We start from the raw sequence: 13,819 nt of genomic DNA, 5'->3' as shown, positions 1-13,819 counted from the left end.
CCTCAGGTTTAAACCGAGGGCTCGCAGATCCCTTTAATCCATGTCAAAAACTGCCTGAGTCCTCAGGGTGGATGCCAGATACCCGTCTGGATTTCACCATGAACGCTTCTTTCGCCCTGTTACTTTCCTGTGTGGTGTCGCTCGGTGCCGTCGCCCAAGACGCGCCGGAGCGCTCAGATCTCGGCCTAGTGCAGCGGCAGCTCAAAGCCATCGAACTGTTGGCCGACCGCGCAAGCAGCGGCTCAGTCGATTCCGCAGGGGCCCGCTTTCGCTTCGATTATTCGAGGTTCGCTGCGGACCTCAAGCTTATGCGTCAAGGCATCCAACAATACCTGTCACCTTCGCGTGCGCAGCCAGCCGATCTGGTCGAGCTGACCGGTAATTACCGTGCTGAAGCGCCTCACTCGAGCCCAAACGATGAGCATGACTGACGCCCAACTCACCGCGTTTTCGGCCGTGGCCGGATTTACCCCGCAGCTCAGTTCGGTGCTGTGGCGGTCATTGGTGCTGGTGCTCGCTTTGCTCTGGTGTACCTGGGTCCTGTGGACCGGCTATCGCGGCTGGGCGGCCGGCAACCTCAATTTCGGTGCGCTCGGCGGCAGCACGCTGCGCCTGGCCCTCGCCGTGATCGTGTTGATGTTTTTCATGCTGTCGTAATCAGGAGAGCTTGCCATGAACCTTTCCCGTCGTTGCCATCGCCCGCTCGGTCTGTTGCGGGAGTCCTGTTCCCGAGGCCTGTTCGGTGGCCAGGTGCTGCTGAGCTCGACACTGGCCTGGGCTGACCTGCCGACCATGGAAGCGCCCTCCCGCGGTGAAGGTTCGGGGCTGATCGACACCATCAAGAACTATGCCTACGACGGCGGCATCCTGCTCGGCCTGCTGATCGCCACCCTCGCCTTCCTCGGCGTGGCCTGGCATTCGCTGACCGTCTACGCCGACGTGCAGAACCAGCGCAAGACCTGGAAGGACCTCGGCGCCGTGGTCGGCGTCGGCGCGCTGCTGGTGGTAGTGATCCTGTGGTTTCTCACCAAAGCCGCGACGATCCTGTGAGGTCACCATGTCCGACGCCCCTGCCACCCTGCCTGACGGCACGCTGACCTTTCTTCCTGAGCGCCTCAACCGTGACCCGGCCGTTCTTCGTGGGCTCACCAACGACGAGATGTGGGTCGCGCTGATCATCGGCGCAGGGCTAGGTGTGATTCTCGGCGCGCCGCTGGCCGTGGCCACCGTCTCCATCGCGACCCTCCCCACCTGCATGTTCATCTGCATGGCGCTGGTGCTGCTCGGTGGCGGCAAGCTACTGCGCCGAGCCAAGCGCGCCCGCCCCGAAACCTGGCTTTATCGGCGCCTGCAATGGCATCTGGCAGTGCACTGGAGTGTCGGCACTCACCAGTTGATCCTGCACTCGGGGCCTTGGACAGTGCGCCGCACGCGTCGACATGCGAGGGCGACGCCATGAGCCGCTTTCGCAACAAGGTGGATGCGCAGCAGGCGCATATCTTCAGTCTGCGTCTGGCCGTTTCGATCCTGGCACTGCTGTCCTGCGGGCTTTGGTACGGCTGGCAGTCCGCGCCTTCCGAGCTGACCATTCACGTGCCGCCCGATCTGCGCTCTGGCAGTACGCGCAAGTGGTGGGATGTACCCCCGGAAAACATCTACGCCTTCGCGCTGTACATCTTCGGCCAGCTCAACCGCTGGCCCACCGACGGCGAGGTCGACTACCACCGCGCCATCTTTGCCCTTCAACCCTACCTGACCCCGGCGTGCAAGACCTTCTTCGACGGAGACTTCGAGTACCGCAAGGCCGCCGGCGAACTGCGCGGTCGGGTGCGCGGCGTATACGAGGTGCTGGGCCGCGGCTACAGCGACGACCCCGACCTGCGGGTGAAGCAGCTGGATAGGCACAGCTGGCTGGTGAAGCTCGACCTCAACGCCGACGAGTACTACGCCGCTGAGCCGGTGAAGCGCGTGGTGGTGCGCTATCCGCTACGGGTGGTGCGCTTCGACGTCGATCCCGAGCACAACAAGTGGGGCTTGGCCCTGGACTGCTACGAAGGCACGCCGCAGAAGCTGACGCTGCCAGGAGGTGCGGGATGATGCGAGTCTTGATCATGATGCTGGCGGTAGCCGCAGGCTGGTGTTCTGCAGTCGGTGCGGTCGAGGTCAAATACTGGGATCGCCTGCCGCTGGCCGTTCCACTCACGGTGGGCCAAGAGCGCATCCTGATGCTGGATGAGGATGTTCGCGTGGGGGTACCGGGCACGATCGCCGGCAAGCTGCGTGTGCAGTCCGTCGGCGGCACCGTGTATCTGCGCGCCGCGGAAGCCCTTCCCCCTACCCGGCTGCAACTGCAGTCGGTGAAGTCAGGCGACATCATCCTGATCGACATCGAAGCGCTTGAGGGCAGTGAGGCCCTGGAGCCGGTCAAGATCGTGGCCCAGGCTTCGGCACCGGACGTGGAAGCGGCGAAAGATGCAGCACCTGCCGCGACGCCGGTACCGGTGGTGCTCACCCGCTATGCGGCGCAGAACCTCTATGCGCCCCTGCGCACCGTGGGACCGCTGCCCGGTGTGCGACGGGTGCCGCTGAGCGACGCCGTTGCGTTCAGTTCGTTGCTGCCCACCGAGCGGGTCTCGATCAAGGCACTCGCCGCCTGGCGGCTGGGCGACTACTGGGTGACCGCGGTGAAGATCGTGAACCGTGGCCCCGGCAAGATCACGCTTGACCCGCGTCACCTGCAGGCCACGCTGTACGCCGCAACCTTCCAGCACGCGGACCTCGGCCTTGCCGGTACGCCTGAAGACACCACCGTGGCCTATCTCGTCACCCGCGGCGGCGACCTGAGGCATGCGCTGCTGTTGCCCCCGCCAAAGCCGGAGGCTGACGCTCATGAAAGCTAACGGCCTGCTGAAATGGTTGGTGCCTGCGGTCCTGCTGGGCATCGTGCTGATCATCATCAAGTCCTGGGTGACCGCCCCGGATGGCCAGCCAACTCACGATCCGGAGAATGCCACGCTCAGCGCGGAACAGGCCAAAGCCTTGGGCATCGCCGGCGACACCCCGCGCGACACCGTGGCCACGCTGATCGGCCAGGTAAAAGCGATGCGCAGCGAAATGCAGACGTTGAAGAAAGGCAACGATACGCTGCAGACCGAAAACAACCGGCTGCGCACGCGCGAAGGAAACACCGACACGCGCATCCAGAGCACGCTGAGCAGCGTCACCCAACAGGTCACCGAGCAGCGCCAGCAGGCCAACGATGCTCGGCAGAAAGCTGAGCAGCAACACCGCGAGACCCAGGGACTGCTCTCCAGGCTCAAGGACCAGCTCACCGGCAAGCCAGCCGCGAAGTCAGATGTTCCCGCAGGCTTCGGTCTTGAACAAGGCGACGAGCAGCAATTGGCAGGGGCTCAAGCGCCGGCAGATGCGGTGCAGTGGATCGAACCGTCGAATGCACGCGCTGGGCAAGAGGATACCGACAAAGCTGATGGTCCCCTGTCGTCGTTGACCTCTAAGTTCAAGGACCTGCACGCCCTGGATAACAACGCCATTGATCGTGGCCAGGACCGCCTGCGTGCCGTCGCCAAAGGCGAGCGTGATCTGGAGAACGCCCAGGACCGTACCGAAGGTGCCCGTCCCGTCTACACCATCCCCGAGAATTCGACGCTGATGGGCTCGATCGCCATGACCGCGCTCATTGGCCGGGTGCCGGTGGACGGCACAGTGAACGATCCCTATCCGTTCAAGGTGCTGGTGGGGCCAGACAACCTCACTGCCAACGGCATCGACCTGCCGGACGTGGTCGGCGCGGTCATGAGCGGGACTGCCGCCGGTGACTGGACGTTGTCCTGCGTGCGCGGCCAGGTCGAGTCGATCACCTTCGTCTTCAGCGACGGTACCGTCCGCACGGTGCCGCAGCCGCAGAAGGTCGTCAGCCGCAATCGCAGTAGTAATCAAACCTCGGACACCGAGAAGATCCGCGGCGGCCTGGGCTACATCTCCGACCCGTACGGCATTCCGTGCATTTCCGGCGAGCGCCGCTCCAACGCCCAGCAGTACCTGGGCAGCCAGAGCCTGATCACCGCAGCCGGCGCCGGCTTTGCCGCGGCCTTGGGCAGCGAGCAGACCAACACCTCATTCATCAATTCGGCCAGCGGCAGCCTGGGCCTGTCCCAGAACAGCGGCAACAGCGCGCTCAACTCAGTGATCAGCGGGGGCATTGGCGACATTCGTGAGTGGATCAACAAGCTCTACGGTGAAGCCTTCGCCGCCATCTACGTGCCACCCGGGGCCAAGGTGGCTTTGCACCTGGACCACGAAATCAGCATCGACTACGAACCTAAAGGCCGGAGAGTGAACCATGAAAGCCCATCCGTCTCGGTACTGGATCTGGATTAGCCTGCTGCTCGGCCTGCACCTGGCCGGCTGCTCCACCAGCAAGGAAGAAATGCTGCCCCACGGCGATCACACCATGCTGGATATCTGGAACGGCGGTGGCTCGGTCGGTACGCAGCAACAGCTGTTGGAGGCGCGTGGCGAACTGCGTCGCCCGGTGCAGGACCCCGAGCGCCTGATCAACGCCCAGAGCGCCTACACTCGCACCGCCGCGAACGAGATCCGTGCCCAGTTCCCACGCCTGCCCAATCCAGACCTGGTCATGTACGTCTACCCGCATCTGGCAGGTACCCAACAAACGCCGGTGCCTGGCTACTCGACCGTGTTCCCGTTGTACGAGAAGGTCCAGTACGCCCTGCCCGGCGAGCGCCTGGACGATCTGTGATGGCTGATGACGCGAGTCGCGATCCGTCCCGCTGGAAGCCCTGGCGCGCGGCACAGCGCCGGCGCGCCACCCTGGCCGACGAAACCGCCCAGTACGCGCACAACCCCAGCTTCACCGACCACCTGCCCTGGGTCGAGTATCTGGAAGAGGGACAGTGCTTTCTGCTTGATGACAACCGTTCTGTGGGTGCCGTATTCGAGCTGCAACCGATCGGCACGGAGGGTCGCGAGCCCGAATGGTTGATGGCCGCACGCGACGCCCTGGAAGATGCGCTGCAGGACAGCTTCGACGAGCTCGATCAGGCGCCCTGGGTGGTGCAGTTCTTCTGCCAGGACGACAGTGATTTTGCCCCGTACCTTGAACGCCTGGAGCGCTACATCGCGCCGCGCGCGCGAGGTAGGCCGTTCACCGAGGCCTTCCTCGCCTCGATGCGCCGCCATCTTGAAGCCGTCGGCAAACCGGGTGGGCTGTTCGACGACCATGTGGTGTCTCACCTTCCGTGGCGCGGTAGCAATCGGCGTATTCGCCTGGTGGTCTACCGCTGGCTCGGGGAGCAGGCTGACGAGGATGGGCAGAGCCCGGTCCAGCTGTTGAACCGCACCTGCGACCGCTTGGTGGCCTCGCTGCAGGCCTGCGGGGTCAGCCCTCGGCGGCTGACCGGGCGCGACTTTTACGCCTGGTTGTTGCCTTGGTTCAACCCGGCACCAGCCCTCACTGGCGAATCCCCCGCCGCGTTCTATCGACGTGTGCCCTACCCGGAAGTGGATGACGGTGAGGAGCTGCCGCTGCCGTTCGACCACGATTTCGCCGAGCGGCTGTTCTTTCAGGAACCACGCTCAAATAGCGAGCAAGGTCTGTGGTACTTCGATCAGCAACCGCACGCCGTGATGGTGGTCGACAAGCTGCGCAGGCCGCCGCATATCGGCCAGCTGACCGGTGAAACGCGCAAAGGCGAAGCGTTGAACGCCTTGTTCGATCAGTTGCCCGAGCAGTCGGTCATGAGCCTGACCTTGGTGATCACGCCCCAGGATGTGCTCGAGGAGCAGCTCAATCGCCTGGCGCGCAAAGCCATCGGCGAGAACCTCGCCTCGACCCAGACCCGCCAGGACGTGGAGGAGGCCCGCGCGCTGATTGGCCGCCAACACAAACTGTACCGCGGCACGTTGGCGCTGTACCTGCGCGGTGCCGATGAGCAGCAGCTGCGCCAACGTTCGGTCCAGGCAGCTAACGTCCTGCTCGGCGCCGGCCTGCAGCCGGTGCGCGAGGGCGATGAAGTGGCCGCGTGCAACAGCTATCTGCGCTGGTTGCCGATGGTCTACAACCCGGCGCGGGACACACGCAACTGGTACACCCGGCTGCTGTTTGCTCAGCACGTCGCCAATCTGCTGCCCCTCTGGGGGCGCAGCATCGGTACCGGCAACCCGGGTATTACCTTCTTCAACCGCGGTGGTGCGCCGCTGTCATTCGACCCGCTGTCGCGCTTCGACCGCTCCATGAACGGCCACCTGCTGCTATTTGGCCCTACCGGCGCCGGCAAGTCGGCCACCCTGGTTTCAATCCTGATGCAGGTCATGGCCGTGTACCGACCGCGGCTGTTCATCGTCGAAGCGGGCAACTCCTTTGGCCTGCAGGGCGACTACTTCGCCACGCTCGGGCTAACCGTCAACAAGGTTCAGCTCAAACCAGGCAGCGATGTGAGCCTGGCGCCGTTCGCCCATGCCCGGCGCCTGATAGAGCATCCGGACCAGGTCGCCAGTCTGTCAACCGAAGAACTGGATGAGGCCGCGCCGGACAGTGGCGAGCAGCGCGATGTACTGGGCGAGCTGGAGATCACCGCGCGGCTGATGATCACCGGCGGCGAAGCCAAGGAAGAGGCGCGCCTGACTCGCGCAGACCGCAGTCTGATCCGCGAGTGCATCCTCGACGCCGCCCGGCACTGCGCGACGACTGAGCAGCAGGTGCTGACCCGCCATGTCCGCGATGCCCTGCGTAAGGTCGCCAGCGACACCCACCTGCCTGACAAACGCCGCGAGCGTGCGCAGGAGATGGCCGAGTCGATCGACCTGTTCTGCCAGGGCTTTGAAGGTGCCTTGTTCGACCGCGCCGGCACACCCTGGCCGGAGAGCGACGTGACGATCGTCGACCTCGCCACGTACGCCCGTGAGGGTTACGAGGCGCAGATGTCGATCAGCTACATCAGCCTGATGAACACCGTGAACAACATTGCCGAGCGCGACCAGTACCTCGGCCGCCCGATCATCATGGTCACCGACGAAGGCCACATCATCACCAAGAACCCGCTGCTGGCCCCCTTTGTGGTCAAGGGCACGAAGATGTGGCGCAAGCTCGGCGCCTGGTTCTGGCTGGCAACGCAGAACATGGCCGACTTGCCTGATGCCGCGCAGACCATGCTCAACATGATTGAGTGGTGGATCTGCTTGAACATGCCGCCAGCGGAAATCGAGGAGATCGCCCGCTTCAAGAAACTCACGCCGGCGCAGAAGGTACTGCTGCTCTCCGCGAGCAAGGCCTCGGGCAAGTACACCGAGGGCGTGGTCCTGTCGAAGAACCTGGAGACGCTGTTCCGCGCAGTGCCGCCGAGCCTGTACCTCGCTTTGGCCATGACCGAGCCCGAGGAGAAAGCCCAGCGCTGGCGATTGATGGAAGAGCACCAGCAGCCTGAGCTGGAAGCCGCCCTGCAGGTCGCGGCGGAGATTGATCGCCTGCGTGGCATGTCATAATTACTTCCGCACCACCAGTAAGATGATGGCCTGCGCCATGCATCTGAGTGCGAGTTCCACGCGCTGATATGAGCGCCCTCCTACCTTAATGCTGACTGCCACCTCCACTCTCCCCAGGCCGTCCCGAGCCAATCTTCCTAATCCTCGAGCAATGCCCACTCCCTGCCTGCGTCCGCAAGCTCGAGCATCTCCGTCAAATCCTCATCGCTGATCTCCTGCCGCCGATGGGCGGCATACGCCATCTCGTTCAGCACCAACGCACGGCCGTACGGATCAGCTTGAAGTTCCGTCTGATCATTCAGTTCGGCCAGCCACGCCGCAGGAAGGTTCAGCATTTGACCGTCCACAACTGATCGATCCTGGTCGTAAAGGATTGGCTCATCATTTCCCTTCTCATCCCCCACTCTGGCGCCACCGGTACACTACCGGCGCGCATCGTTCCCCTTCCCCAGCGCTCGTTGATGTCGTCCATCACCTGCATCAACCGGTCACATGCAACTGACTGCTTGAGCGCAAACAAATCCTCTGAAAACTCGCCGGGCTGCCGCAGATCCATCAGCAGGACCTCTGCTTTGCTGTACCGGAACCCTTGCCGAAAGACCCGCGCGACTGCGTCGGTGGCCAATCTGGTCATCAATAGCGTGTCGCAGGTTGGGTACGGCAGCTCCACCAGAGCGCCCTGGGCGTGGTGGGCCTCGTCCGGATTGAACATCCCCGTGCGGATGCTCACGCGCATGCGCTTGCATACCGAACCTTGGGAGCGGAGCTTCTCCGCCGCTCGCCCGACGTAGGTGGCCACGGCTTGCTTAATTGGCGCCAGCTCGGTTAGCCGCTTGCCAAACATCCGGCTGCAGCAGATCTCTTGTTTAGGCGGTTCGACCTCATCAAGTTCAAGGCAGGGCGTGCCGGCCAGCTCGCGGGCAGTCTTTTCCACCACGACGCTGAACTTCTGCCGAAGTGTCCAAGCGTCGGCCTTGGCCAAGTCCATGGCCGTCCGGATGCCCATCGCCTCGAGGTGAGCCGTCATCCGCCGGCCAATGCCCCACACCTCTTTCACCTCGGTATTGCGCAGCACCCAATCGCGCTTGAACGGAACAGTGATGTCCACCACTCCGCCGGTCTGCGCCTGGAGGCGTTTAGCCGTATGGTTAGCCAGCTTGGCGAGCGTCTTTGTGCTGGCGATACCTACACCGACCGGGATGCCCGTGCACTGGAAAATTCTCGATCGAACCTTGCGCCCGAACTCGGTTAGGTTTTCAGGAATGCCGGAGAGGTCAGCGAAGCATTCATCAACGTAAAGGAAAGAAGAACAGCCATGGACATGACTTCAGCTCAGACATTCCGCTACTCAATCTCTGATGTCGGATGTCCATAGAAAGAACCTCTTTTCCAGGAAATTGGGGCTTGAAGTCCATACCTGCGCAATTGCACCCATTTGACCAGTCAATTGCATTGGTACTGACCACCGCGTGCATCCGACTTGGCCAGTGGGCAGCAGAGACGCAACAGGCAGAAACCGGCCAGAAGCAGTCAGTCAATCATGCGTTACAGTGATTTTTTGCAGCTCTTTATAGAGCCGTTAGCTGCTGCCACCAATAATCCATAGGCCTGCCAGTCGTCAGACAGTCTTATTCTCGATCAGACGATTGCCCCGTCGATGACCAGTAGCTCACCGGTGATGGAGCCAGAGTCCGGTCTTCGGATGCAGGACTCCTGGCTTTGCTCACTCAGCGCCGATCCCGGCCATCGGTTCAGTTTGGCCCCAGCCACCGCCCAGAGACCTGAACAGGTCAACCAGCGCAATCTGCCGTTCCGTGCTGATTTGAATTAGTGTGGTCTGGTTGCTAAAGGTGCTGCGCTGGGCGTCAAGATAACGCAGGTAGTCGTCCACGCCGCCCTCGTAACGCGCCTTAGCCAGGGCCATCGCAGCCTCGCTGGAACCGGCCAGAGCCTGGCGGGCAGCCTCCTCGCGGCGCAGGGTGTCGGTGGCGGCCAGGGCATCGGCCACTTCGCGGAAGGCGGTCTGGATGGTGCCTTCGTAGTCGGCCACCGCCGCGTCCTGGCGCACTTCGGCGAGGTCCAGGTTGGCGCGGTTGCGGCCACCGGCGAAGATCGGCAGCGACAGCGTCGGGGCAAAGCTCCAGGCCCGCGAGCCGCCATCGAACAATCCGGACAACTCGGCACTGGAGCTGCCCACCGAACCGGTCAGGCTGATCCGGGGAAAGAACGCGGCGCGAGCTGCACCGATATCGGCATTGCGCGCCTTGAGGCGGTGCTCGCTGGCGAGAATGTCCGGGCGCCGTTCGATCAGTTCCGAGCTGGTGCCGGGGGCGATGTCCTGCAGCACCATCAGGTCGTCGCGGGGCGTCGCGGGCAGCAGGCGAGCGGCATCTGGCGTGCCGAGCAACAGGACCAGGGCGTTGTCCGCCTGGCGTAACTGGCGTTCGGTGCTCTCGCGCTCGGCCCTAGCCTGTTCGGCAAGGCCGACCGCTTCCTGGTAATCCAGGGCGGTGGCGGCCCCCGCTGCACGGCGCTGGCTGACCAGCTCCAGCGAGGCCATGCGGCTGTCCAGGGTTTGTTCGACCAGGGCCATGCGGCGTAGCGCACCATCGCGGGTCAGGTAGGCCTGGATGACCTCGGCAACCAGGCTGATCTGCGTGGCACGGGTCGCCTCCTCGGTCGCCAGGTAGGTCTCCAGCGCGGCCTCGGAGAGGTTGCGCACGCGGCCGAACAGGTCGACTTCGTACTCCGCGAGGCCGAGGCCGACCTGATAGTTGCTGGTCACTTCCGAGCGCCCGGTCTGCGACAGATCGGCAGGCAGGCGCTGGCGGTTGCCGCTGGCATTGGCGTTGATCGAAGGCAGGCGATCAGCACGCTGGATGCGGTACTGGGCACGCGCAGCTTCGATATCCAGCAGCGCCTGGCGCAGGCTGCGGTTGTTGCTCAGCGCCGTATCCACCGCGCGGCGCAAGTCGGCATCGACGATGAAGGTCTGCCAGTCCAGCGCCTGGGCACGGGCGCCCTCCGCGTCGGCGGCTTGCCAGTGCGACGCGACCGGTGCCTGCGGGCGCTCGTAGGTCGGGGCCAGCGAACACCCCGCCAGGGCGGCGATGGCCAGGGGCAGCAGAGCGCGACGGAGCATGAAGTGAGAGGTCATCGCATTACTCCGCTTTATGGAGGGGATGGTTGTCGGTTTGCTGAGGTTTGGTGCGCAGCAGCGACAGCACCCAGACGAAGAAGATCGGCACGAAGATCACCCCGAGCATGGTCGCGCTGAGCATCCCGCCCAGCACCCCGGTGCCCAGTGCGCGCTGGCTCGCAGCGCCGGCGCCAGTGGCGATGGCCAGCGGCACCACGCCGAGCATGAACGCCATGGAGGTCATGATGATCGGGCGGAAACGCAGGCGCGCGGCTTCGACAGCGGCATCGCGCAGCGAGTAGCCGTCTTCCCACAGGTCCTTGGCGAACTCGACGATGAGAATGGCGTTCTTCGCCGCCAGGCCGATCACGGTGATCAGGCCGACCTTGAAGTACACGTCGTTGGGCAGGCCGATGGCAGTCACCGCCAGTACCGCGCCGAGTGCGCCGACCGGCACGATCAGCATCACCGTCAGCGGGATCGCCCAGCTCTCGTAGAGCGCCACCAGCAGCAGGAACACCACGGTGATGGCCAGCGCGAACAGCATCGTCGCCTGGCCGCTGGCGACCCGCTCCTGATACGAAAGCCCGGTCCACTCGTAGCCGATACCTTCGGGCAGCTCGGCAGCGATGCGCTCCAGTTCGAGCATCGCCTCGCCAGTGCTCACGCCGGGCGCGGCGTCACCGGCAATGCGGATCGACGGGTAACCGTTGTAACGCGCGACCTGCACCGGGCCTTCCTCCCAGCTCGTGGTGACGAAAGCACTCAGCGGTACCAGGCTGCCGCTGTCGTTGGGCACATGCAGGCGCAGGACGCTTTCCGGCGTCATGCGCTCGGCCTGTTCGGCCTGTACCACCACGCGCTGCTGGCGGCCGGCGTTGGCGAAGTCGTTGATCACCGACGAGCCGAACGCAGTGGACAGCGCGCTGCTGATCGCTTCGAAGCTGACACCCAGCGTGCGGGCCTGCTCACGGTCGATCACCAGGCGCAGCTGCGGCGCCTCGGCCAGACCTTCCATCATGGCGTAGAGGAACTTCGGATTGCCGTTGACCTTGCCCAGCACTTCATCGCGCGCTGCCAACAGGGCATCGCGGCCAAGGCCGGCGCGGTCCTGCAGGCGCAGGGCGAAACCACCCGAGTTGCCCAGGCCTTCGACCGGCGGTGGCGGCACCGCCATGATCGCGCCGTCATCGAGGTTGGCGAAGTGCTGGTTGACCGCAGCCGACTCGGCTTCCGGCGACTGCGAAGAATCTCGCTCGGACCAGTCCTTGAGCAGCGGGAAGGCAATGGCCGCGTTCTCACCCATGCCGGAGAAGCTGAAGCCGAGGACCAGAAAGGACGTCTGCACGGCCTCGCGGGCCATCAGAAACTCTTCCAGCTCCTCACCCGTGGCCGAGGTGCGCTCACGGGTAGCGCCTGGCGGCAACTGGATGTCGACGATCATGTAGCCCTGGTCTTCCACCGGCACGAAGGATTCCGGCAGGCGCAGGTAGAAGAAACCCATCAGCACCACCACGCCCAGGTAGATGAACATCACCCGCCCGGCGCGCGGCACCAGCTTGCCGTTGAGTTTGGTGTAGCGGCCGGTCAGGGCGGTGAACTTGCGGTTGAACCAGCCGAAGAAACCGGTCTTCTCGTGATGGCCCTCGGGGATCGGTTTGAGCAGCGTGGCACACAGCGCCGGGGTGAAGGTCAGCGCAAGAAAGCCCGAGAACAGGATCGACACCGCCAGCGACAGCGAGAACTGCTGGTAGATCACCCCCACCGAGCCGGCCATGAAGGCCAGCGGCAGGAACACCGCCGACAGCACCAGGGTGATACCGATGATCGCCCCGGACACCTGCCCCATCGCCTTGATGGTCGCCGGCACCGGCGCCAGGCCTTCCTCGGCCATGATCCGCTCGACGTTCTCCACCACCACGATGGCGTCGTCCACCAGGATGCCGATGGCCAGCACCATGCCGAACATGGTCATCATGTTCACCGAGAAGCCAAGCAGGTACATGAAGGTCAGCGTACCGAGCAGACACACCGGCACGACGATGGACGGGATCAGGGTGTAGCGCACGTTCTGCAGGAACAGGAACATCACCAGGAACACCAGCACCATGGCCTCGATGAGGGTCATGATGACCTTGTCGATCGCCACGTCGACGAAGCGCGAGGTGTCGTACGGCACGGAGAACTCGACGTTGTCCGGGAAGTTGGCCGACAGCTCGGTCAGACGCTGCTTGACCGCCTCGGCGGTCTGGATCGCGTTGGCACCGGGCGACAGCTGCACGGCGGCGGCAACGGCGGGCTTGCCGTCCTGGCGCGAGCCGAAGTTGTAGTCCTGGCTGCCGACCTCGATGCGCGCCACGTCGCCCAGGGTCAGGCGCGAGCCGTCCTGGTTGGCACGCAGCACGATGGCGGCGAATTCCTGCGGGTTGTCCAGGGTACCCTTGACCGCCAGGGTCGCCGTCAGCTCCTGCTCGCTGGAACCCGGCGTGCTGCCGAAGGCACCGGCCGGCACCTGCACGTTCTGCGCGCGGATCGCGTTGTTCACGTCATCGATGGACAGGCCGTAGCCGACCAGCTTCTGCGGATCGATCCACACGCGCATGGCCGCCTCGGAGGCGAAGAACTGCAGCTTGCCGACGCCGTTCACGCGACGGATTTCGTTGTTGATGTTGCGCGCGGCGTAATCGGCCAGCGCCGTGACGTTGGCGTCCTTGTCGCCATCGGTGTAGCTCAGCGTATAGATCAGCAGGAAGCCGGCGGTGGCCTGCTCGGTCTGGATGCCGAGCGTCAGCACGGCCTGCGGCATGCGTGCCTCGGCCTTCTTCAGACGGTTCTGCACGTCAACCTGGGCCAGTTCGGGGTCGGTCCCTGGCTGGAAGGTGACGGTGATCTCGGCGATGCCGTTGGCGTTGCTGGTGGACTCGAAGTACAGCAGGTTCTTGGCGCCGTTGAGTTCTTCCTCGATGACGCTGGTCACCGAGTCGGTGAGCACCTGCGCCGAAGCGCCGGGATAGGTGGCGGTCACGGTGATCTGCGGCGGCGCCACGTTGGGGTACTGCGCCACCGGCAGGAACGGGATGGCCAGCAGGCCACCCAGCGAGATGAACAGGGCGACTACCCAGGCGAAATTGGGGCGCCGGATGAAAAACAGGGACATGA

12 protein-coding genes and 1 pseudogene are annotated in these 13,819 nt (G+C 64.2%); 9 read left to right on the top strand and 4 right to left on the bottom strand.

The window, feature by feature from the left end; genetic code table 11:
* The first annotated feature begins 71 nt into the window (after positions 1-71).
* From GEV38_RS13005 to GEV38_RS12965, 9 genes are read left to right on the top strand one after another with little or no spacing between them, the layout of a single operon-like run.
* The gene (locus GEV38_RS13005) at positions 72-431 is read left to right on the top strand and encodes an RAQPRD family integrative conjugative element protein (RefSeq protein ID WP_012052657.1); all 360 of its coding nucleotides are present in this window, start codon (positions 72-74) and stop codon (positions 429-431) included.
* Positions 418-657, top strand: coding sequence for a TIGR03758 family integrating conjugative element protein (locus tag GEV38_RS13000; protein ID WP_012052658.1), 240 nt, complete (start codon positions 418-420; stop codon positions 655-657). Before GEV38_RS13005 ends, GEV38_RS13000 begins: the two co-directional genes overlap by 14 nt.
* A gap of 15 nt (positions 658-672) precedes the next feature.
* Positions 673-1,050: a TIGR03745 family integrating conjugative element membrane protein gene (locus GEV38_RS12995; RefSeq protein WP_012052659.1), complete on the top strand. Its 378-nt coding sequence runs from the start codon at positions 673-675 to the stop codon at positions 1,048-1,050.
* 7 nt (positions 1,051-1,057) lie between these two features.
* Positions 1,058-1,459, top strand: a complete 402-nt coding sequence (locus GEV38_RS12990; protein ID WP_012052660.1) for a TIGR03750 family conjugal transfer protein — start codon at positions 1,058-1,060, stop codon at positions 1,457-1,459.
* Positions 1,456-2,097 carry a PFL_4703 family integrating conjugative element protein gene (locus tag GEV38_RS12985; protein ID WP_012052661.1) on the top strand — a complete coding sequence of 214 codons (642 nt, stop codon included), beginning with the start codon at positions 1,456-1,458 and terminating at the stop codon, positions 2,095-2,097. The genes GEV38_RS12990 and GEV38_RS12985 overlap by 4 nt, the downstream gene beginning before the upstream one ends.
* On the top strand, positions 2,094-2,900 hold the full coding sequence (locus GEV38_RS12980) for a TIGR03749 family integrating conjugative element protein (protein WP_012052662.1): 807 nt from the start codon (positions 2,094-2,096) through the stop codon (positions 2,898-2,900). The genes GEV38_RS12985 and GEV38_RS12980 overlap by 4 nt, the downstream gene beginning before the upstream one ends.
* Positions 2,890-4,398: a TIGR03752 family integrating conjugative element protein gene (locus GEV38_RS12975; protein ID WP_012052663.1), complete on the top strand. Its 1,509-nt coding sequence runs from the start codon at positions 2,890-2,892 to the stop codon at positions 4,396-4,398. Before GEV38_RS12980 ends, GEV38_RS12975 begins: the two co-directional genes overlap by 11 nt.
* Entirely contained in the window at positions 4,361-4,780 is a 420-nt protein-coding gene (locus GEV38_RS12970; protein ID WP_012052664.1) for a TIGR03751 family conjugal transfer lipoprotein, read from the top strand. The genes GEV38_RS12975 and GEV38_RS12970 overlap by 38 nt, the downstream gene beginning before the upstream one ends.
* Complete coding sequence (locus GEV38_RS12965; protein WP_012052665.1) at positions 4,780-7,521, top strand: conjugative transfer ATPase; 2,742 nt, start codon at positions 4,780-4,782, stop codon at positions 7,519-7,521. Before GEV38_RS12970 ends, GEV38_RS12965 begins: the two co-directional genes overlap by 1 nt.
* Before the next feature lie 137 nt (positions 7,522-7,658).
* On the opposite strand, the gene GEV38_RS12960 is transcribed toward GEV38_RS12965, so the two are convergent.
* From GEV38_RS12960 to tmexD, 4 genes and pseudogenes are all read right to left on the bottom strand, one after another.
* Entirely contained in the window at positions 7,659-7,856 is a 198-nt protein-coding gene (locus tag GEV38_RS12960; protein ID WP_014861272.1) for a hypothetical protein, read from the bottom strand.
* Positions 7,850-8,815 (bottom strand): annotated as a pseudogene (locus GEV38_RS12955) (DUF4113 domain-containing protein); the annotation flags it as partial. The gene GEV38_RS12960 and the pseudogene GEV38_RS12955, both read right to left, overlap by 7 nt.
* A 429-nt stretch (positions 8,816-9,244) precedes the next feature.
* A complete protein-coding gene (locus GEV38_RS12950; RefSeq protein ID WP_003152694.1) occupies positions 9,245-10,678 on the bottom strand; it encodes a multidrug efflux transporter outer membrane subunit TOprJ1 in 1,434 nt (477 codons plus the stop codon).
* 4 nt (positions 10,679-10,682) lie between these two features.
* Positions 10,683-13,817, bottom strand: coding sequence for a multidrug efflux RND transporter permease subunit TMexD (gene tmexD / locus GEV38_RS12945; RefSeq protein WP_090519107.1), 3,135 nt, complete (start codon positions 13,815-13,817; stop codon positions 10,683-10,685).
* Between the last annotated feature and the right edge of the window lie 2 nt (positions 13,818-13,819).

It is taken from the genome of Pseudomonas sp. 13159349, from assembly GCF_013305685.1.
GTDB classification, from domain to species: Bacteria; Pseudomonadota; Gammaproteobacteria; order Pseudomonadales; family Pseudomonadaceae; genus Aquipseudomonas; species Aquipseudomonas asiatica.
The sequence above is the reverse complement of the archived record's forward strand: the minus strand, read 5'-3'. Positions and strand labels throughout refer to the sequence as shown.